This window comes from Acinetobacter sp. WA-87 (genome assembly GCF_039938935.1).
Taxonomy (GTDB): Bacteria; Pseudomonadota; Gammaproteobacteria; order Pseudomonadales; family Moraxellaceae; genus Acinetobacter; species Acinetobacter seifertii.
The window spans coordinates 13568-34221 of the sequence record NZ_JBDUVF010000007.1 but is presented as its reverse complement, the minus strand read 5'-3'; the positions used below and the strand labels follow the sequence as shown (position 1 = coordinate 34221).

At 40.1% G+C, this 20654-nt stretch carries 23 protein-coding genes; 16 read left to right on the top strand and 7 right to left on the bottom strand.

Annotation, left to right across the window (positions count from 1 at the left end):
• Positions 1–68 precede the first annotated feature (68 nt).
• From ABFY81_RS16675 to ABFY81_RS16665, 3 genes are all read left to right on the top strand, one after another.
• Entirely contained in the window at positions 69–1016 is a 948-nt protein-coding gene (locus ABFY81_RS16675) for a pirin family protein (RefSeq protein WP_004705952.1), read from the top strand.
• Positions 1013–1420 (top strand): OsmC family protein, encoded by a 408-nt coding sequence (locus ABFY81_RS16670; RefSeq protein WP_004705951.1) that lies wholly within the window; start codon positions 1013–1015, stop codon positions 1418–1420. Before ABFY81_RS16675 ends, ABFY81_RS16670 begins: the two co-directional genes overlap by 4 nt.
• 113 nt (positions 1421–1533) lie before the next feature.
• On the top strand, positions 1534–2202 hold the full coding sequence (locus tag ABFY81_RS16665; protein ID WP_347914203.1) for a glutathione S-transferase: 669 nt from the start codon (positions 1534–1536) through the stop codon (positions 2200–2202).
• Between the two features lie 43 nt (positions 2203–2245).
• Here the strand turns inward: ABFY81_RS16665 and ABFY81_RS16660 are convergent, their stop codons facing one another.
• Positions 2246–2866, bottom strand: a complete 621-nt coding sequence (locus ABFY81_RS16660) for an SPOR domain-containing protein (RefSeq protein WP_004705949.1) — start codon at positions 2864–2866, stop codon at positions 2246–2248.
• A gap of 139 nt (positions 2867–3005) precedes the next feature.
• Complete coding sequence (gene argS / locus ABFY81_RS16655) at positions 3006–4796, bottom strand: arginine--tRNA ligase (RefSeq protein ID WP_347914202.1); 1791 nt, start codon at positions 4794–4796, stop codon at positions 3006–3008.
• Between the two features lie 496 nt (positions 4797–5292).
• Here argS and ABFY81_RS16650 point away from each other — a divergent pair, with 496 nt between their 5' ends.
• Positions 5293–6990, top strand: coding sequence for an NAD-dependent malic enzyme (locus ABFY81_RS16650; RefSeq protein WP_347914201.1), 1698 nt, complete (start codon positions 5293–5295; stop codon positions 6988–6990).
• 238 nt (positions 6991–7228) lie between these two features.
• A complete protein-coding gene (locus ABFY81_RS16645; protein WP_347914200.1) occupies positions 7229–7666 on the top strand; it encodes a hypothetical protein in 438 nt (145 codons plus the stop codon).
• 130 nt (positions 7667–7796) lie between these two features.
• Here the strand turns inward: ABFY81_RS16645 and ABFY81_RS16640 are convergent, their stop codons facing one another.
• Positions 7797–8717 carry a Dyp-type peroxidase gene (locus ABFY81_RS16640; protein ID WP_191105761.1) on the bottom strand — a complete coding sequence of 307 codons (921 nt, stop codon included), beginning with the start codon at positions 8715–8717 and terminating at the stop codon, positions 7797–7799.
• Positions 8718–8874: 157 nt separating this feature from the next.
• Here ABFY81_RS16640 and ABFY81_RS16635 point away from each other — a divergent pair, with 157 nt between their 5' ends.
• Entirely contained in the window at positions 8875–9501 is a 627-nt protein-coding gene (locus ABFY81_RS16635; protein ID WP_004705944.1) for a LysE family transporter, read from the top strand.
• A gap of 1 nt (position 9502) precedes the next feature.
• On the opposite strand, the gene znuB is transcribed toward ABFY81_RS16635, so the two are convergent.
• The 3 genes from znuB to ABFY81_RS16620 are packed head-to-tail and all read right to left on the bottom strand — an operon-like array spanning position 9503 to position 11574.
• Entirely contained in the window at positions 9503–10312 is an 810-nt protein-coding gene (gene znuB, locus ABFY81_RS16630) for a zinc ABC transporter permease subunit ZnuB (protein WP_240288400.1), read from the bottom strand.
• A 3-nt stretch (positions 10313–10315) separates the two neighbouring features.
• Positions 10316–11104, bottom strand: coding sequence for a zinc ABC transporter ATP-binding protein ZnuC (gene znuC, locus ABFY81_RS16625; RefSeq protein WP_068933987.1), 789 nt, complete (start codon positions 11102–11104; stop codon positions 10316–10318).
• The gene (locus ABFY81_RS16620) at positions 11077–11574 is read right to left on the bottom strand and encodes a transcriptional repressor (RefSeq protein ID WP_002054239.1); all 498 of its coding nucleotides are present in this window, start codon (positions 11572–11574) and stop codon (positions 11077–11079) included. The genes znuC and ABFY81_RS16620 overlap by 28 nt, the downstream gene beginning before the upstream one ends.
• A 127-nt stretch (positions 11575–11701) precedes the next feature.
• Here ABFY81_RS16620 and ABFY81_RS16615 point away from each other — a divergent pair, with 127 nt between their 5' ends.
• The 10 genes from ABFY81_RS16615 to ABFY81_RS16570 all read left to right on the top strand — a co-directional run bounded on the left by ABFY81_RS16615 (position 11702) and on the right by ABFY81_RS16570 (position 19878).
• On the top strand, positions 11702–12541 hold the full coding sequence (locus ABFY81_RS16615; RefSeq protein ID WP_004705941.1) for a zinc ABC transporter substrate-binding protein: 840 nt from the start codon (positions 11702–11704) through the stop codon (positions 12539–12541).
• A 170-nt stretch (positions 12542–12711) separates the two neighbouring features.
• Positions 12712–13110 carry an ATP synthase subunit I gene (locus ABFY81_RS16610; RefSeq protein ID WP_004705940.1) on the top strand — a complete coding sequence of 133 codons (399 nt, stop codon included), beginning with the start codon at positions 12712–12714 and terminating at the stop codon, positions 13108–13110.
• A 104-nt stretch (positions 13111–13214) separates the two neighbouring features.
• Positions 13215–14090 (top strand): F0F1 ATP synthase subunit A, encoded by an 876-nt coding sequence (gene atpB, locus ABFY81_RS16605; RefSeq protein ID WP_004705939.1) that lies wholly within the window; start codon positions 13215–13217, stop codon positions 14088–14090.
• A gap of 84 nt (positions 14091–14174) precedes the next feature.
• Positions 14175–14420, top strand: a complete 246-nt coding sequence (gene atpE, locus ABFY81_RS16600) for a F0F1 ATP synthase subunit C (RefSeq protein WP_000424060.1) — start codon at positions 14175–14177, stop codon at positions 14418–14420.
• 38 nt (positions 14421–14458) lie between these two features.
• A complete protein-coding gene (locus ABFY81_RS16595; RefSeq protein WP_002054137.1) occupies positions 14459–14929 on the top strand; it encodes a F0F1 ATP synthase subunit B in 471 nt (156 codons plus the stop codon).
• 12 nt (positions 14930–14941) lie between these two features.
• Positions 14942–15478: a F0F1 ATP synthase subunit delta gene (locus tag ABFY81_RS16590; protein ID WP_004705938.1), complete on the top strand. Its 537-nt coding sequence runs from the start codon at positions 14942–14944 to the stop codon at positions 15476–15478.
• Between the two features lie 46 nt (positions 15479–15524).
• Entirely contained in the window at positions 15525–17069 is a 1545-nt protein-coding gene (atpA, locus tag ABFY81_RS16585; protein ID WP_004705937.1) for a F0F1 ATP synthase subunit alpha, read from the top strand.
• 77 nt (positions 17070–17146) lie between these two features.
• The gene (gene atpG / locus ABFY81_RS16580; protein ID WP_002114131.1) at positions 17147–18016 is read left to right on the top strand and encodes a F0F1 ATP synthase subunit gamma; all 870 of its coding nucleotides are present in this window, start codon (positions 17147–17149) and stop codon (positions 18014–18016) included.
• Positions 18017–18046: 30 nt separating this feature from the next.
• Positions 18047–19441 carry a F0F1 ATP synthase subunit beta gene (atpD, locus tag ABFY81_RS16575; RefSeq protein ID WP_004705936.1) on the top strand — a complete coding sequence of 465 codons (1395 nt, stop codon included), beginning with the start codon at positions 18047–18049 and terminating at the stop codon, positions 19439–19441.
• Between the two features lie 17 nt (positions 19442–19458).
• Entirely contained in the window at positions 19459–19878 is a 420-nt protein-coding gene (locus ABFY81_RS16570) for a F0F1 ATP synthase subunit epsilon (protein ID WP_004705935.1), read from the top strand.
• Positions 19879–19939: 61 nt separating this feature from the next.
• Here ABFY81_RS16570 and ABFY81_RS16565 read toward each other — a convergent pair whose 3' ends face one another.
• A complete protein-coding gene (locus ABFY81_RS16565) occupies positions 19940–20539 on the bottom strand; it encodes a hypothetical protein (protein ID WP_347914198.1) in 600 nt (199 codons plus the stop codon).
• Positions 20540–20654: the final 115 nt, after the last annotated feature.

Genomic DNA, 20654 nt, shown 5'->3' with positions numbered 1-20654 from the left:
TAATGAGTGTATTGTTAAGATCAGTATAACAACTCATTGCAAAAGCATAGGTAAAAGAGAGTAATATCATGAGCAATAATAATGATTACGATATTTCTGATTCAAAAGATTGTGAGAAATTTGCCAATCAATTTATTCAGGAATTTCCAATTCGTTCTGCTGAAATTGGACAGGGGACAGTCATTAAGCGGGCTTTACCTAGCCGTCAAAAGCGAATGATTGGTGCGTGGTGTTTCCTAGATCATGCAGGCCCAGTAACTTTTCCAGCTGGTGATGGTCTAGATGTTGGTCCTCATCCTCACATTGGTTTGCAAACCTTCACGTGGATGATTGAAGGCACCATGATGCATACTGATAGTTTAGGTTCAAAGCAATTGATCCGTCCTAAACAAGTAAACCTGATGACAGCAGGTCATGGTATCTCTCATACAGAAGTTGCCCCTGATACAGAAACTCAAATGCATGCTGCCCAGCTTTGGATCGCATTGCCTGACCATAAGCGCAATATGGATCCTAAATTTGAACACTACCCAGAACTACCTGTTGTTGAAAAGGATGGTTTAGAGTTTACCGTCCTTGTGGGTGAATACTTGGCAACTACTTCCCCAGTTGCAGTGCATACGCCGTTAGTAGGTGTTGATTTAATTGCTACCGAAGATACTAAAACACGTATTCCACTAAATCCTGAGTTTGAATATGGTTTTATGGCATTAGATGGGGTTGCCCATGTGAATGGCCATGAACTCACTGCCGACAACATGGTTGTATTAGATACGGGTTTAAGTGAAATTGAAATTGAAGTAAAGAAAGGGAACCGTGTGCTGTTAGTAGGTGGTGAACCGTTTGAAACTCCAATTTTACTATGGTGGAACTTTGTTGCACGTACAATGGATGATTTAAAAGAAGCGCGGGAGCAGTGGATTAATCATGATGTGCGTTTTGGTGAAATTCCAGACTACGTGGGTGCGCGTTTAGAAGCGCCAGTTCTTCCAGATCAAATGAGAGCATCAAAATGACAGCAGTAATCGCAAGCAGTAAAGCAAAGCCTCTTGCTGAGCAGTGGAAGGGCGAAATCACCAGTGGTCGTCATCAATATTTTTGTGACGAACCAGAGAAGTTGGAAGGGCATGACCAAGGTCCAGCTCCTTATGATTTACTTACCGGGAGTCTGGCAGCTTGTACACTTATTACTTTAAGAATGTATGCAAAGCATAAAGATTATGACTTTGGTGAGTTCTCAGTTGAAATTGATTTTCATACCAATCGTGAGCATGAAGAACATATTGAACGTCGTATTGTTTTTAAAGAGTTACCAAGCGAAGAACTACAGCAAAAAATATTAACAGTGTGTAGTAAAACGCCTGTTACTAAAACTTTGTTACGTAGTTTAGACATTCATACTGTGCTTGTTACAGTGTAAAAATGCTATTTTGTTGAGGTGGGTGATTTTATATCCATCCCACAAATGGAATAAAACAGCATGTTCACATGCTGTTTTTTATGTAAAAAAGAAAAATAAAAGTAGGCAATAGCATGATTAGTGTACACCACCTGGAATGTTCGCGATCGTTTCGGATTTTATGGGCTTTAGAAGAGTTAGGTTTGGATTATGATATTCATTATTATCAACGTCTTCCCAACTATTCTGCGCCAGAAACACTGAAATGTATTCATCCTCTCGGCAAAGCCCCAATTTTGACAGACGATGAACAAGTCATTGCAGAGTCAGCGGTCATTTTGGAGTATTTACAGCAGCGTTACGATCAAAATCAGCAATTTAAGCCTAAGCAAGCTCAGGATTTGCAGCAGTATATTTACTGGATGCACTATGCTGAAGGTTCACTTATGCCTTTATTGGTGATGACTTTGGTTATGAATAGTGTGAATAAACACGTGCCATGGTTAATCCAACCTATAGCAAAAAAAATCACAGAAGGGGTTAAAGCAAGTTTTGTTCGTCCACGTATGAAAGATCATATTAGTTTTTTAGAAAACTACTTATCTGAACATGAATATTTTGCAGGGGATTTTTCATTTGCTGATATTCAAATGAGCTTTCCACTAGAAGCTCTTCAGTCGCGTTTACAAGGTAAATATCCGCATATTCAAGCCTTTTTACATCGTATTCAGCAACGGCCAGCTTTTCAAAAGGCAAAACAAAAGAGTTTGGGTTCAAACGAAAGAAATTGTGCTGACATATAAAAGAAAAGGAACAAATATTTGTTCCTTTTTTATCACTCTTGCTTTATTTGCGTTTAATTACGATAGAGTCAATACCACTATGTTGTAATGTTTGCTGGGCTGCAAGCGCAGCATCTTGAGTATCATATGGGCCAGAAATAACTCGATACCAAGTCTTACCATTTTCAGAACTTTTGACTACATCGGCAGATAAGCCATTCAAAATAATTTCTGCACGACGAGCATCTGCTTGATCGGGATCTGTATAGCTACGGACTTGTAAAATGTAATTTGGTTGTTGAGGGGCAGCAGCTGTAGAGTCATCGCTATCAGTAGTAGCAACAGACTCAGATGCAGCAGGTTGTGCTGTACTAGGCGCCTCTACAATCATTGCTGTACCCTGATTTTTACTTTCAGGGATTGCTTGTTCCGGAATAGGGGTTACTTGTTGCTGAGGCAATAGATCATAAAAGCGATAGTCTTTATTCGTCTCTTCTTCTTTATAGTGATCAGACGTAATCTGATTTTTTGAAGAAACAGGTTGCCAAGGTTTCCACAGCATGAGCATTACCGCAATGCATAAGACGACTAAAATAGCGACAAGTGTCCCTAGCCATTTAGGGATTAAAGGCTTTTTAGGCTTATTAGGTCTTTCAGATACACCGCGTTGCGTTTTGCCAAACACGTGGATTATTCCTCTGTCTTTTGATTGTTTTCTTTCGAGTTTACTTTAAAACATCGCTCTGTAAGGTTTATATCATCACAAAGCGATGTCTTTTACAGCATGGCTGAATATGTAGTTCTACCAAATATCCAGCATTTATTTACATGGCTTCAGGTGCAGAAACACCAAGTAATTCTAAGCCATTACGCAATACTTGTTGTACATTGATTGAAAGTAATAAGCGTGCTTGTGTAAGTTCAGCATCATCACTTAAAACTTTGTGTTCATTGTACCAACCGTGGAATAGCGCAGCTAATTCCTTTAAGTAGTTACCTACTTGGTGTGGTTCATACGCATTAGCAGCACGTAATACAACGTCTGGATATGCAGCAAGTTTAGCAAGAATTTCAGTTTCTGCATCAAGTGATAAACGTGCAGCATGCGAACGAGCAGCATCCACTTCAAACTGTAAGCCAGTGCTTGCTGCTTTTTCTAACATACGGCAGATACGTGCATGAGCGTATTGAATATAATAAACCGCATTGTCTTTGCTTTGTGATACAGCAAGATCTAAGTCAAAGTCAATGTGTTGTTCGCTCTTACGCATTACATAGTAAAAACGAGCAGCATCGTTCCCAACTTCTTTACGTAACTCGCGTAAAGTCACGAATTGACCTGAACGAGATGACATTTGAACCATCTCGCCACCGCGCCACAAACTTACGAACTGAACTAAAAGAACAGTCAATTTTTTCGAGTCATAACCCATCGCATCAATCGCAGCTTTTACGCGAGAGATATAGCCGTGGTGGTCAGAACCCCAAATATCAACAAGGTCAGTATAACCACGTTGTAATTTATTTAAGTGGTAAGCAATGTCAGAGGCAAAGTAAGTCGTTTGACCATTACGGCGCTTAACAACACGGTCTTTTTCATCGCCAAATTCAGTCGATTTAAACCAGATATTGCCATCTTTTTCATAAAGGAAGCCACGTTGATCAAGTGTTTCTAAAGCTTCATCAATTTTTGCGCTAAGAGATGCTTCACTGAACCATTGATTGAAAGTTACACCAAAGTCAGCAAGGTCATCTTTAATGTCATCTAAAATCGCATGAAGAGCGGCTTGATGGAAAACACGGTAGCCTTCACCTAATAATTGTTGTGAGTTGGCAATAAGACCATCAATGTGCTTTTCTTTGTCACCAGACAATACAACTTTATTGCCTTCGCTATCGAGTTCATCTGCATATTGCACGTCTTCTGGCACATCTTTATAGACGTCTGCTACATCACGAACATATGCATTGTTATCTTTGTCGATAATGCTTTGGGCAATCTCTTTAACGTAGTCGCCTTGATAAGCATTTTTTGGAAATACAAGGTTTTGGCCCAATAATTCTAAATAACGTAAATAGGTAGAAGTCGCCAAAATATCCATTTGACGGCCAGCATCATTTACATAGTATTCGCGATCAACTTTAGCACCTGTTGCTTCAAGCAAGTTTGCAACAGTCATACCATAAGCAGCACCACGGCCATGACCTACGTGTAGGCTAGATGTCGGGTTTGCAGAAACGAATTCAACTTGAATCTTTTTCGCTGCATTTGATTGGCTGCGGCCAAAGATTTCTTTTTGAGCTTGAATTTGATCAAGAATCGCAAAACGCTGGTCAGCATTTAAAAAGAAATTGATAAAACCAGGACCTGCGATTTCAGCTTTACTGATATCTGCAACTTCTGGTAGAGCCGCAAGAATTTTTTCAGCTAAATCACGTGGTTTCATACCAGCAGCTTTAGAGCCGATCATGGCAATATTAGAAGCAAAGTCGCCATGGCTTCGGTCTTTGGTGCGCGTTAAATTGCTTGAATTATTCCAATCCGAAGGAAGCACGCCTTCTTGCTGAAGGGTTTGCACTGCATGGTCGAGAGCTGCTTGTATTGCCGTATTCATATCAATCGAAAATAGATGTCGCAGAAAAACGTCAAATATAGCAAATTTCCTATGAGTTGGGGGAGTGCATTTAACGCTTTCACTGAATTTCTTTCTTTTCGTTCCCTACAACTATTTTTTTTGTAAATATTGAAAAATAAGCCTAAGTAAATTCTTAAAGCACGTAAATATAGGCTTTTTAGACAATATTTTCTAAATTATAAGCTAGTAAAACACTTGGTATTTTTTATAAAAATGTAATGGGCTGAAAAATTATAAGTTTCTAAGCCAAGTATAGTGTTAATAAAGAATGATTTTAAAAAACTTGTAAATCATAAGTAATTAATTTTTAATATTTATTTTACATTATATATTTACTAAATAGTCTTTAATTTTAATATCACAGTTTAAAATACCTATTTCGTCTCAAATAGTCTTAAGCTTACGCATACAACGAGCTTTAGAGAGTGCTGAAACTGTACTTTTCGGAGTTCTAAGCTGGAAAATGAGATAGGCAATGATATCAGGACACCCAAGTAAACACCCACTTTATATCCCTTATGCAGGCTATACACTTTTAGAGTTACCCCTTTTAAATAAAGGATCTGCTTTCACTCAAGAAGAAAGAAGTAACTTTAACTTACACGGGTTACTTCCACATATTATTGAAACTATTGAAGAGCAAAGCCAACGCTCTTATCAACAATATTGCGCTTTTAATGATGATATAAATAAGCACATCTATTTACGTAATATCCAAGATACCAACGAAACTCTTTTTTATCATTTAATCGAAAATCATCTTGAAGAGATGATGCCGATTATTTACACCCCAACTGTGGGTGAGGCTTGCCAACGTTTTTCTGATATCTATCGCCGTCATCGTGGTATTTTTATTTCATATCCAGATCGTGATGTGATTGATGATATTTTGCAAAACGTTAATAAAAACAATGTTAAAGTCATCGTGATTACTGATGGTGAGCGTATCTTGGGTCTTGGTGACCAAGGTATTGGTGGTATGGGTATTCCAATTGGGAAACTCTCACTTTATACCGCATGTGGTGGTATTAGTCCTGCTTACACATTGCCAATCACAATTGACGTAGGTACGAATAACCCTCAATTATTAAATGACCCGATTTATATGGGATGGCGTCAACCACGTATTAGTGGTGACGAGTACTATGACTTTGTAGATATGGTGATTGAGGCCGTAAAACGTCGTTGGCCAAAAGCACTCATTCAATTTGAAGATTTCGCACAAAAAAATGCGATGCCATTATTAGAAAAATATCGCGACAAGATTTGTTGTTTTAACGATGATATTCAAGGAACAGCAGCGGTATCTGTCGGTAGTTTGATTGCTGCAAGCCGTGCAGCAGGTAAACAGTTAAAAGACCAAACAATTGCTTTCTTAGGTGCAGGTTCAGCTGGCTGTGGTATTGCAGAGCAAATCGTTGCACAAATGATTTCAGAGGGTCTAACCGATGCTGAAGCGCGTGCTCGCGTGTACATGGTAGACCGCTTTGGTTTGATCACTGAAAATCAGCCAAACCTATTAGACTTCCAACGTAAGTTAGCTCAAAAAGCTGAAGTGGTAGACCAATGGGGCAACATTGAAGAAGTGATTTCACTACTTGATGTTGTTAAGAATGCCAAACCTACAGTCTTAATAGGTGTTTCTGGCCAACCAGGCCTATTCACTGAAGAAATTATTAAGACTATGGCTGCTAATTGTGAGCGACCAATTGTTATGCCGTTGTCTAACCCCACTTCACGTGTTGAAGCTGTACCGGCTGATATTGTTGAATGGACTGAAGGTAAAGCATTAATTGCAACGGGTAGTCCGTTTGCACCTGTAAATCATCATGGCAAACTTTACAATATTTCGCAGTGTAACAACTCATACATCTTCCCAGGTATTGGTTTGGGTGTAGTTGCATCAGGTGCTAAACGTGTTACAGAAAACATGCTTATGGCATCAAGTAGTGCATTAGCAGACTGTTCACCATTGTTGAAAGATCCACAAGTTGACTTATTGCCACCTTTGGGTGAAATTCAACAAGTGTCTAAAGTGATTGCATTTGAAGTGGCAAAAGCTGCAATGGCAGATGGTGTAGCTGTAACCATTAGCGATGATTTACTTAAACAGAAGATTGAACAATCATTCTGGAAACCAGAATACCGTAAATATAAGCGAATTCCTTTCTAAAATATTAGACATGTAAAAAAGGGGGGAAAGTACTCCCTTTTTTATTAATTTAATTTGGCTACAGAGGCTTTTAAATCTTCTAAAAATAAAATACATGATTCACTTTTATAAAATATTACTAATCTAAAATCATAAGTCATTTGTAAGTTTTGCTTCAGTTAATATTAGATATACTTGCTAGGTAATGGCTTTAATTAAGATCAGCTTTTAAATAACACATAATTATGAGTACTTTTTTATGAAAAATATTTATATTTTAATTTTTATAGGCGCTTTAATGGCGTGTAGCGATAAAAGTCCAGATAAAGCTCAACATGATGCTAGTCATAAGTCAGATGTGGTGCGGGCGGATAAAAATCAATCAGGCTCTGCTGTAAGTGAAAAGAAAGAGAGTGTGGGTAAAGCAGTTAAAACAGCTGATCAAGTAGGGGAAATCTCTTGTTCAAATCCAAATATTACGCGATGGTATGGTTTTAATGACAATATTATTGAGTCTAAATGTGAAGTCGTAAAAAACTTTCAACTGTCAGCTTATAAATGTGATATTTCTAAAAATGCCTTTGGTGAAAATAAAGATGCCATTTTTCTAGAAAATCAAGATAAACGAATTTTTGTTTATTCAACTTCTAGAGACTGTAATGAAGTGGTTGAAATAAGAAATGCGAATGGGCCTTAAGTTTATATTTAAGAGTGATTTTTATTAATTTATAAAGTAAAGATAATATCTTTGTAAAATATCAAAGTCCTTGTTTTTTGGTTTTAAATAAAAAAGTAGCTACCGTGGCGATAGCTACTTTTTAAAAAACTTAATCCTCTAAAACTTCTTCTAGTAACTCTTCACTTGGTGCAAAGTAATATGCGCCGTCTAGTGGTGTTACAAAATGCAAGAGGCGGTCATGAATGCCATCGCCACTTGTGCCAAACATACGCTTTAACATGGCATCAATAATGTTCAGGTCTTTAGTATAAGCAATGAAGAATAAGCCTTGATCACCTTTGCCATCGCCATAAGGTAAGCTATGGCGTAAGATTTCCATTTCTTCGCCTTCATCATCTTCAACGACAGTACGAGCAACGTGAGCATTGTCTGGTTTAACGTCATCATCTAATTCAATAGATTCAAGCTTGGTACGTCCCATGACATTTTCTTGTGCATCGACTTTAAGTTTTTTCCATTTTTCCAAGTCATGTGCATAGCGCTGTGCAAATATGAAACTACCATCTGCAAATACTCCAGCACTTTCTGGAAGCAGAGCGGTTTCTGCCCGGTCGTCTGGAAATTGAGGGTTTTCGGTACCATCTATAAAGCCAGTCATATCGCGACCATCGAAATAACGGAAGCAAACACGTTCATCCAGAACTTCAACTTTATCTTTAATACCTTCAAAAAATGCTTGGCTTAATGCAAAACAAATATCTGAACGCATACTTGCAATGTGAATAAGCACATCAGCTGGTACGACAGGCATATTGAATGCACCATTTTCTGGTTCAAGTTGTTTAAAGCCAGCAGGAGATTGACTGTAAAGCTGTTTCCAGAGTTCTGGACCAAAAGCGACTGCTGTTTTGATTTGCGCGTCTGAATGCTGAGTAATGAGACGGTCACGTGTTTCGAATAAAGCTTCGAGTTGTTCTTTTAATTCAGCAATTGTTAGATCTTTTAAGCGAAGAACAATAAAACGGGCATGATCAGATGGTAATGGCAAAATGACAGATTGAGCAGTCATTGGAAGGTATCTCCTCAATTATAATTTAGTATGAGCTTCAATTATTGTGCCTGATGCGAAGAGCTGTTAGTAGTCTATTTATTGATTTTATTGTTTGAATTATCGCCGCGATAGTTTTATAAAACGGTATAATTCCACTTTTATTGTTTATTTCACTATGTCTTTGCAAATTTGGTTTGCTTATATGCTGGCCTGTTGGGTTATTAGTATTTCTCCTGGAGCGGGCGCGATTGCTTCTATGTCGAGTGGTCTAAACTATGGTTTTAGACATGGTTACTGGAATGCGATTGGTTTGCAAATTGCCTTGTTAATTCAAATCATGATTGTGGCGGCGGGCGTAGGCGTTTTATTCGCGACAACACCGTTGGCTTTTCAGATGGTTAAATGGTTTGGGGTTGCTTATTTATTGTATTTGGCCTATTTGCAGTGGACTGCACCTATAAAAGACATTGAAATTCAGCATGAAAAAAAGAATAAATCTATTTCAGCGCTGCTATTGAATGGCTTTGTGGTCAATATCAGTAATCCTAAAGCCATCGTATTTTTATTGGCGGTTTTGCCTCAGTTCTTAGATTTAAGCAAACCTCAATGGATACAATATCTGATTATGGCAGCTACTATGATTACCATTGATTTAATTGTAATGGCTGGATATACAGGGCTGGCGTCAAAGGTTTTAAGATTACTTCGCTCACCTAAACAACAAAAATATTTAAATCGTGGTTTTGCTGTTATGTTTAGTTGCGCGGCGTTATTACTCAGCACAGTTCATCAAGCAGCCTGATTTAGGCCGCTTGAGTTTGGTTTTTGATTTTTTGAACCATGAAAATAAGAGCAAAACCCAAAGCCATACATAAAACAATACTGAGGCCAGTTGAGATATTTAGTGCTGCGCTTGACCATAGGCCGACACTGACACCAAGTTGAGCTAAAACAAAAGCCCAAACAACCATTTGCTTTGGTGAATGAGCGAGTAGTCGAGCGCTCAATGCTGGAATAACCAGTAAAGCACCCATTAAAAGTGAACCTACTGCTCGTAAAGCTAACACTGTAAATAACGCTAGCAGTAACATAAAAATGAGACGCTGCCATTTCGCATTTACGCCTTCACTAATTGCAATGTCTGGATCAATGGCAATTTGAATTTGAGGCTGCCAAAAGCGATAAAGAATTGTCAGTGATACGGCAATAATTAATGTGAAAACAGGTAAATCGTGCCAGTCGATACTGAGTAAATCACCGAATAAATAACTTAAAAGCTCTGGTCTTAAACTTGGAACATGTTGAATAAATAGAAGACCACTACATAGTAATGTTGCTGAGCATAAGGCAAGTAGAGCATCGTTTGGCAAACGATTGTCATGCAGTGCCCATAAAATAGCGACTAATAAAATGGCAGTACCTGCCACGCCAAGCCACAAAGGAAGGCTTAAAGCACCAGCAATTGCTACTCCAAGTAAGGTTCCATGTGCCATGGTGTCTGCAAAAAAAGACATACGTCTCCATAGCATGAGACAACCAAGTGGTGCGGTCAAAAAGACCAATAAGGTTCCCATAATCCATGCGGGCAACAATAATTGTAACCATTCCATCATGGCTTAAGCTTCCGGTTCTGGGTGAATGTGAGGTCGACTATTGTGAGGGCAGGGGTGTGCTGCATCACCATGCGCACAGTGGTCATGATGGTGTTGATAAAAGACTCGCTGGGTACCAAATATTGCCTGATACTCAGGATGCTGTTGAATATTTTCAGGTAAACCGCTGCAGCATATATGTTTATTTAAACAAACAACTCTATGCGTCCCTTGCATAACCCACTGTAAATCGTGGGAAACAATTAAAATGGCACATCCATAACGCTCCGGCAGACTACGCACATACTCATAAAGCTCAGCTTCAGATTGAATATCTAGACCTTGCATCGGTTCATCAAGAACGAGGATATCTGGCTTTCTAAGTAAAGCACGTGCAAGCAGCACACGTTGGCGCTCTCCACCAGAAAGCTGCTGTACTTTTGATTGTTGTAGCTTTGCAATGCCAGTGTCTTGAATAATTTCTTGGCGAAGGGCAGGGGTACATTTTTCAAGATCTAATAAATCTTGAACACGTAAAGGAAGACTATGAGAAGGGTTAAACTTTTGAGGGACATAAGCCATTTTTAGTTTTTTGTCGCTTATGACACGTCCGCTACTTGGTTTTAAAATTCCAAGTAGAACTTTAATTAAAGTCGACTTACCCGCACCATTTGGACCAATTAAGGTCACAATTTCATTTTGATGCAGATCAAAATCGACTTTTTTTAATATATCCCGATCATCACGGTGAACAGAAACCTGTTCAAGTTGAATCAATACAGGATTTAGCGAGCTGTGCGGCACTGCTGGCATTTCCCCGAAATTTCAATAATGCTGTGTTGTGCTGTGAAATCATCTAAAGCTGCAAGTTGGTCGAGTTGTTGAGTCAGACCTTGTGAAGATGCTTCTTTAACAGTGTGACATTCGGTGCAAATTAAGAATGCAGCTTGATGTCCTTCGCGTGGATGACAGCATGGAATATAAGCATTAATAGATGTTAAGCGATGAATTAGACCTTTTTCTAATAAGAAGTCTAAAGTTCTATAAACAGTAGGAGGAGCGGCAGGACGATCTGTTTGACTTTTAATACGTGCTAATAAGTCATACGCACCCATTGGACCTGAAGCATTTAAAATGAGTTCAAGAACTTCTTTACGTAAAGGCGTAAGACGTGCACCAACCGCAGAACATAAAGTTTCTGCTTCAGCTAAACGACTTGCGACATTATGGTGATCATGCACACCATGCAAAGAATCATGATGTTCATGCGTGCAAGAACTCATAGACATAACCTCAAATTTTTAATGGAATATTAGCATGAAGCGATGCTTCATTCGATTAATCTTAGGTATTTTTGTAACTTTGTTATATTATAACATGCTTCGAGCTATTACTAATTGATGGTCTGTCATGTTCCGCGTTTTTGTTTTCAGTATGTTCTCTTTAATGAGTACGCTAGGTTGGAGTCAGGGTTTGGTTGTCTCTACACATCCAATCTATTTGATTGCAAAAGAAATTACTAAGGGCGTTGAAGAGCCTCAGTTATTGCTACAAGGGCAAAGTGGGCATGACGTACAACTCACCCCAGCACATCGTAAAGCAATCAATGATGCTTCGCTGGTGATTTGGTTAGGAAAAGCTCATGAAGCTCCTTTAAACAAATTGCTGAGTAACAATAAGAAAGCAATTTCTTTATTAGACAGTGGTATTCTTACTGTTTTGCCACAGCGTAATACGCGTGGCGTTGCTTTACCAAATACTGTAGATACACATGTCTGGTTAGAACCAAACAATGCAGTGCGGATTGGCTTTTTTATTGCGGCTTTGCGTTCGCAGCAGCATCCTGAAAGTAAAGCGAAATATTGGAATAATGCTAATGCATTTGCTCGGAATATGTTGCAGGCAGCTCAAGCTTACGATAGCTCAAGTAATGGTAAACCTTACTGGTCTTATCATGATGCTTATCAGTATTTGGAGCGCTCGCTTAATTTAAAGTTTGCAGGTGCTTTAACGGATGACCCGCATGTTGCGCCTACAGCGGCTCAAATTAAGTATCTTAATGATAATCGACCAAAACCTCAGATGTGTTTACTTGCAGAAAGTTTCACAACAAAAGGTCAATATCAGAAACTGGGCAGTATTACCTTCCAACCCGTTGATGAAAGTATGAATAATGAGGACGATTTTGTAACAGCATGGAAGAAACTGGCTATAAAAACCGATAAATGCGTATTAAATACGCAAAAGTAAGATAAAAAGTAAACAAAGGCTGACTGTAGCGTCAGCACCACCTGTCACGAAAAACCCCGACTAAAGTCGGGAAAAGATTGCATGTTCAGGGGTGTAACTCTATAATGCCTGCGATTAAAAGCGATCATCAGCTAAACTTGTCAAGCATTTATGCTGTGAGTGGATAAATAATGAGCCAAACTAGTCGCTTGATTGACCGACGATTAGCAAAAGCTTTGGTCTTCTTACAAGCATGCATGATCCCTGTTTCCGCACTTGTGGCGTGGAGCATAAAAGACATGACAGCAGCATTAAGTGCGGCACTTGGTGCATTGGTCTGCTGGCTTGCTACCAGTTATTTTGCGTGGCAATCCTTCAGAACAGCAGGTGCGAGAGCATCGAAACAAGTGCTGTCTAACATGTATAGGGGCATGTTAGGCAAATTTGCAATCATGATCGTTGGATTTATTTTGATTTTGAGCAATGTTAAACCTTTATCACCGTTAGCATTGCTGTTTGGTTTTATCCTCGTTCAAATGATGTCGTGGGTTGCTCCTTTTTGGGTTTCACGTCTACAAAAACGAGTATAGAAACAAGAAGAATTGAAGATTTTTTGGAGGGTGGCGAGATATCGACAGTACGCCGATGTTCGTTTCCCTTCTTTTTAGTAATTGACATTGACCAGGTGTGATTTATGGCTGCTGAAGAACATGCCCTCACTTCGACAGAGTATATCAAGCATCACTTGACCAATATGACCTATGGCAAAATGCCAGATGGTACATGGAAATTGGCTGAGACTGCTGAAGAAGCTCATTCGATGGGGTTCACTGCAATTCACTTGGATTCAATGGGTTGGTCAATTGGCCTTGGTGTGATTTTCTGTTTGTTATTTTGGATGGTTGCGAAAACTGCGAAAGCTGGTGTTCCAACAAAATTCCAATCTGCAATTGAAATGATCATTGAGTTTGTTGACTCAAGTGTCCGTGATACTTTTCATGGCAAATCACGTTTAATCGCTCCACTTGCACTCACTATTTTCGTGTGGATTTTCCTCATGAACTTAATGGACTTGATCCCAGTTGACTGGATTCCTCAAGTAGCTGCATTTATTGGTGCTAACGTATTTGGTATGAACCCTCACCACGTTTACTTCAAGATCGTTCCATCTACAGATCCAAACATTACCCTTGGTATGTCTTTATCTGTATTTGTACTTATCTTGTTCTACAGCATCCGCGAGAAGGGTGTTGGCGGTTTCGTAGGCGAGTTGGCACTTAACCCATTTAACCCAAGTAATCCAGTTGCAAAAGCGTTGCTTATTCCAGTGAACTTGATTTTGGAATTGGTAACATTCCTTGCTCGTCCTATTTCATTGGCTCTCCGACTGTTCGGTAACATGTATGCCGGTGAGTTAATCTTTATCCTGATTGCATTATTGCCGTTTTGGATTCAATGGGCGTTATCTGTGCCTTGGGCGATCTTCCACATTCTTGTAATCACGTTGCAGGCATTCATCTTTATGATGCTTACCATCGTTTACTTGAGCATGGCAAGCGAAAAACATTAATGGTATTGCCTAACTATCAAATGATGGTTGGGCTGAATTTTTTTAATTTAATTTGGTAATAACCTAACCTCTGAGGAATTTTTCATGGAACTCACTTTAGGTCTAGTTGCAATTGCATCTGCTATCTTGATCGCTTTCGGTGCTTTGGGTACTGCGATTGGTTTTGGTCTTTTGGGTGGTCGCTTTTTAGAAGCTGTAGCTCGTCAACCAGAATTAGCTCCACAACTTCAAACTCGTATGTTCTTAATCGCGGGTCTTCTTGATGCTGTGCCTATGATCGGTGTTGGTATTGGCTTGTTCTTCATCTTCGCTAATCCATTTGTAGGTTAATCAGCTTAATTCCTAAATCCACTATTTGAGGAATTGCAATGAATATCAACCTCACATTGATTGGTCAAGCGATTGCGTTTGCGTTTTTTGTCGCATTCTGCATGAAGTTTGTTTGGCCACCACTAATCAATGCGATTAGTGAGCGTCAGCGTAAAATCGCTGATGGCTTAAATGCAGCAGAAAAAGCGAAAGCTGACCTTGCCGATGCACAAGCGCAAGTGAAGCAAGAACTTGATGCAGCTAAAGCACAAGCGGCTCAATTGATCGAACAAGCGAACCGTCGTGCAGCGCAATTGATCGAAGAAGCTCGTACTCAAGCTGCGGCTGAAGGTGAGCGTATTCGTCAACAAGCTAAAGAAGTTGTTGATCAAGAGATCAATTCTGCTCGCGAAGAATTACGTCAACAAGTAGCTGCCTTGGCAGTAACTGGTGCAGAAAAGATCCTGAACCAACAAGTTGATGCAGAAGCTCATAACGCCATGCTGTCTCAGCTGGCTGCTAAACTTTAAGCGAGGCGAATTATGGCTGAACTCTTGACGTTGGCACGTCCGTATGCCAAAGCAGCATTTGCTTATGCTTCTGAGCAAGGTGCAACAGACAATTGGTCGAATGCGTTACAAGTGCTCAGTGCTGCGGTGCAAGACGAAGCATTTTCCGCTTATTTAAATCGCCCTGAACTTACTCCTGCGGAGCAAGTGAAGCTTTTTGCTAAAGTTTTAGGTGAAGATCAATCTCAAGCAGTGTCTAACTTTTTGACACTTCTTGCAGATAACGATCGATTAGTGTTGTTACCTGAAATTGCAGCAGAATATGAACAGCTTAAATCACAGAATAACAATACGGTTGATGTCGTGATTGAATCGGCGTTTCCGTTAACTTCTGTTCAGGAACAATTGCTTGCACATGCGTTAGAAAAACGCTTCAAGGCAGCAGTTAATGTTTCTGTAGAAGTTAATCCTGCTTTGATTGCAGGTGTGGTTATTCGTGCAGGCGATCAAGTGATAGATGATTCTGCGCTTAACAAGCTTGAAAAAATGCGTACTCGTCTTCTTGCATAATGCAAATGATGAAGACTGAACTAATAAAAGATTGAGGAATAGCGCAATGCAACAACTGAATCCATCCGAGATCAGTGCGCTCATTAAACAGCGTATCGGAGATCTGGACACCAGCGCGACCGCTAAAAACGAAGGTACCATTGTTATGGTATCCGACGGTATCGTGCGTATTCACGGTCTTGCTGATGCAATGTACGGTGAAATGATCGAATTCGACGGCGGCTTATTTGGTATGGCACTGAACCTAGAACAGGATTCAGTGGGTGCCGTTGTTTTAGGTAACTACCTAAGCCTTCAAGAAGGTCAAAAAGCTCGTTGTACAGGTCGTGTTTTAGAAGTTCCAGTTGGTCCTGAACTTCTTGGCCGTGTAGTAGATGCTTTGGGTAACCCAATTGATGGTAAAGGCCCAATTGATGCAAAATTAACTGATGCTGTTGAAAAAGTAGCACCAGGCGTAATTTGGCGTCAATCTGTAGACGAGCCTGTTCAAACTGGTTATAAATCAGTTGATACCATGATTCCTGTGGGTCGTGGTCAGCGTGAGTTGATTATTGGTGACCGTCAAACTGGTAAAACAGCAATGGCGATCGATGCGATCATCGCTCAGAAAAACTCTGGCATTAAATGTGTATACGTTGCGATTGGTCAAAAACAATCAACAATTGCAAACGTTGTACGTAAGCTAGAAGAAACTGGCGCTATGGCGTATACAACTGTTGTCGCTGCTGCGGCTGCTGATCCTGCTGCAATGCAGTATTTAGCTCCGTACTCTGGCTGTACAATGGGTGAATACTTCCGTGACCGTGGTGAAGACGCTCTTATCATTTATGATGATTTGTCTAAGCAAGCTGTTGCTTACCGTCAAATTTCATTGCTTTTACGTCGTCCACCAGGTCGTGAAGCGTATCCGGGTGACGTATTCTATCTTCACTCACGTCTTCTTGAACGTGCTTCACGTGTATCTGCTGACTACGTTGAGAAATTCACTAATGGCGCAGTAACTGGTCAAACTGGTTCTTTAACTGCATTGCCAATTATTGAAACTCAAGCGGGTGACGTATCTGCATTCGTACCAACGAACGTAATTTCGATTACTGACGGTCAGATCTTCTTAGAAACATCATTATTCAACGCAGGTATCCGTCCTGCTGTGAACGCGGGTATCTCTGTATCTCGTGTTGGTGGTTCTGCTCAAACTAAGATCATCAAAAAATTGTCTGGTGGTATCCGTACCGCTTTAGCACAATACCGTGAATTGGCTGCGTTTGCTCAGTTCGCTTCTGACCTTGATGAAGCAACTCGTAAGCAACTTGAACATGGTCAACGTGTAACTGAGTTAATGAAGCAAAAACAATATGCTCCTTACTCAATTGCCGACCAAGCTGTTTCTGTTTATGCATCTAACGAAGGCTATATGGCTGACGTAGAAGTTAAGAAAATCGTAGACTTTGATGCTGCGTTAATTGCTTACTTCCGTTCTGAATATGCTCCGTTGATGAAACAAATCGATGAAACTGGTGATTACAACAAAGACATCGAAGCAGCAATCAAAGCAGGTATTGAAAGCTTTAAAGCGACTCAAACTTACTAAGTTCAGTTTTAGTTAAGTTTGGTTCACGGATCAACCTTCGGAAGCTCGAAAGGGCTTTCGAATACTAGGTTAAGCGTATGGCAAATTTAAAAGAAATTCGCGCCAAAGTAGCTAGTATCAAGAGCACGCAAAAGATTACTCGCGCGATGCAAATGGTGGCTGCTTCTAAAATGCGTCGTGCGCAAGAGCGCATGGCTCAGGGCCGTCCGTATGCCGATAATATGCGCCGTGTAATTGCTCACTTGGTACAAGCAAACCCTGAATACAAACACCGTTATATGGTTGACCGCCCAGTTAAGCGTGTTGGCTATATCGTAGTGTCTTCAGATCGTGGTTTGGCAGGTGGCTTGAACATTAACTTGTTCAAGAAAGTTGTGCAGCATGTCAAAGCACAACAACAGCAGTCAATTGAAGTTGAATTTGCTTTAATTGGTCAAAAAGCGGTTTCGTTTTTTAAGAATTACGGCGGTAAAGTGCTTGGTGCAACTACCCAACTTGGCGATGCGCCGAGTTTGGAACAGTTAACTGGCTCAGTGCAAGTTATGCTTGATGCATTTGATAAAGGCGAATTAGATCGTATCTACCTCGTATCAAATGGCTTCGTTAATGCAATGACTCAGCAGCCTAAAGTAGAACAACTTGTTCCTTTAGCACCAGCAGAAGAAGGCGATGATCTCAACCGTACTTATGGTTGGGACTATATCTACGAACCAGAAGCAGAAGAATTGTTAAATGGTTTGTTGGTTCGCTATATCGAGTCTATGGTTTATCAAGGTGTGATTGAGAACGTTGCATGTGAGCAGTCAGCTCGTATGGTCGCGATGAAAGCAGCGACAGACAACGCAGGACAATTGATTAAAGACCTACAACTCATTTACAACAAGCTGCGTCAAGCCGCGATTACTCAGGAAATTTCCGAGATCGTTGGCGGTGCCGCTGCCGTTTAACATTATTAAGTTTGAATTGAGGAGACAGCAATGAGTAGCGGTCGTATCATTCAGATCATCGGCGCGGTTATCGACGTCGAGTTTGAGCGCACAAGCGTTCCTAAGATCTATGACGCTCTCCAAGTTGACGGTACTGAAACTACTTTAGAAGTTCAGCAACAACTTGGTGATGGTGTTGTTCGTACCATCGCAATGGGTTCTACAGAAGGTCTTAAACGTGGCCTTAATGTAACTAGCACAAACGCACCGATCTCTGTTCCAGTGGGTCCAGCTACGCTTGGCCGTATCATGGACGTTTTGGGTCGTCCTATCGATGAAGCAGGTCCTGTTGCGACTGAAGAACGTTTGCCGATTCACCGTCAAGCGCCTTCTTATGCTGAACAAGCAGCTTCTACTGACCTTTTAGAAACTGGTATTAAAGTAATTGACTTACTTTGCCCGTTTGCAAAAGGTGGTAAAGTTGGTTTATTCGGTGGTGCTGGTGTTGGTAAAACCGTTAACATGATGGAATTGATCAACAACATCGCAAAAGCACACTCAGGTTTATCTGTGTTTGCTGGTGTTGGTGAGCGTACTCGTGAAGGTAACGACTTCTATCACGAAATGAAAGATTCTAACGTTCTTGACAAAGTAGCAATGGTCTACGGTCAGATGAACGAGCCACCAGGTAACCGTTTACGCGTAGCGTTAACTGGTTTGACTATGGCTGAATACTTCCGTGATCAAAAAGACGAAAATGGTAAAGGTCGTGACGTATTATTATTCGTCGACAACATCTACCGTTATACACTTGCCGGTACTGAAGTATCAGCATTGTTAGGTCGTATGCCATCTGCGGTAGGTTACCAACCTACACTTGCAGAAGAAATGGGTGTTCTTCAAGAGCGTATTACGTCTACTAAATCTGGTTCGATCACATCGATCCAAGCAGTATACGTACCTGCCGATGACTTAACAGACCCATCGCCTGCAACTACATTTGCTCACTTAGATGCAACAGTAGTATTGAGCCGTGACATCGCATCTTCTGGTATTTACCCAGCGATCGATCCACTTGACTCAACTTCACGTCAGTTAGACCCATTAGTTGTTGGTCAAGAGCACTATGAAATTGCGCGCGCAGTACAAAACGTATTGCAACGCTATAAAGAGCTTAAAGACATCATCGCAATTTTGGGTATGGATGAATTGGCAGAAGAAGATAAATTGGTTGTTTACCGTGCGCGTAAAATCCAACGTTTCTTCTCTCAACCATTCCACGTAGCTGAAGTATTTACTGGTGCTCCTGGTAAATTAGTACCACTTAAAGAAACGATTCGTGGCTTTAAAGGTCTATTAGCTGGTGAATACGATCACATCCCAGAACAAGCGTTCTATATGGTTGGTGGTATTGACGAAGTGATTGCTAAAGCTGAGAAACTCTAATTTAAGGAGATCATCTCATGGCGACTATGCAATGTGATATCGTAAGTGTTAAAGAGTCTATTTACTCTGGCGCAGTATCGATGTTAATCGCGAAAGGTGCAGGTGGTGAGCTTGGTATTTTGCCAGGACACGCTCCACTTGTTACTTTGCTTCAACCGGGCCCGATTCGTGTTCAGTTGGAAAATGGTACAGAAGAAATCGTCTATGTATCTGGCGGTGTTTTAGAAGTTCAACCTCATGTTGTAACGGTTCTTGCAGATACTGCTATCCGTGCTGACAATTTGGATGAAGCAGCAATTTTAGAAGCACGTAAAAATGCTGAACAATTGCTTGCAAACCAAAAGAGTGATTTGGACTCAGCTGCTGCTTTAGCATCTCTTTCAGAGATTGCAGGTCAGCTTGAAACAATCCGTAAAATCAAAAACCGCGCTCAATAAGACGCGGTTTGAGATTGAAAAAGCCACCTTACGGTGGCTTTTTTTATTGCGAAAAAGAAAATTAAGAATCAGTTTTTGAATCTGATTTGTCATCTCCTGCCACAATTAGTGCAGCAAGTTTGACCATATCCATTTGGATTGTATTGAGCTGTTTCTCAATTTGGTTGAAATCGATTTGTTCTAATTTTCCATTTAATAAAGGCATGCTTAAAACTTGTTGATTTGCCTGTAATAAGTTTTGACGAATATTTTCAACTTCCTGACTTTTAATATCTAAACTAAGTAGTGCTTGATTTAAGCCTTTTAACTGCTGTTTTAGTGTCGTTACAGTTGTTTTTAGCTCTTGCTGATCTTTATCTTGAATGGCTTGCTCAACATCAAGTTGAGTGTCCTTAAGCTTTTCAATATAGTCACCGGCTTTGAGCTGTAAGTTCGCAGCATCTCGAACAATATAAAAAACATTCCCATTTTTTAATTCATTTTTATTATTTTTAGGCAGAGTTTCTTCTTGAGAGTTATCAGTTTGATCTAGTGTTTGTTCAGTAGCTTGAGCAGAGTCTTGATCTTTTGCACGATCTTGTGCCTGATCACATCCAAGTAATAGCATACCTGAAGCAAAAATCACAAAAGGAAGAAATGCACCTTGTAAAACTTTTTTCATAACTACAAACAATATCAACTAAAGCAAGTGCGTACTATATGCATAAAATATGTAGAAATAAGGTATTGTTGCAAATGAACAACATTTTGACCAGACAATAAAAAAAGAGTGCTGT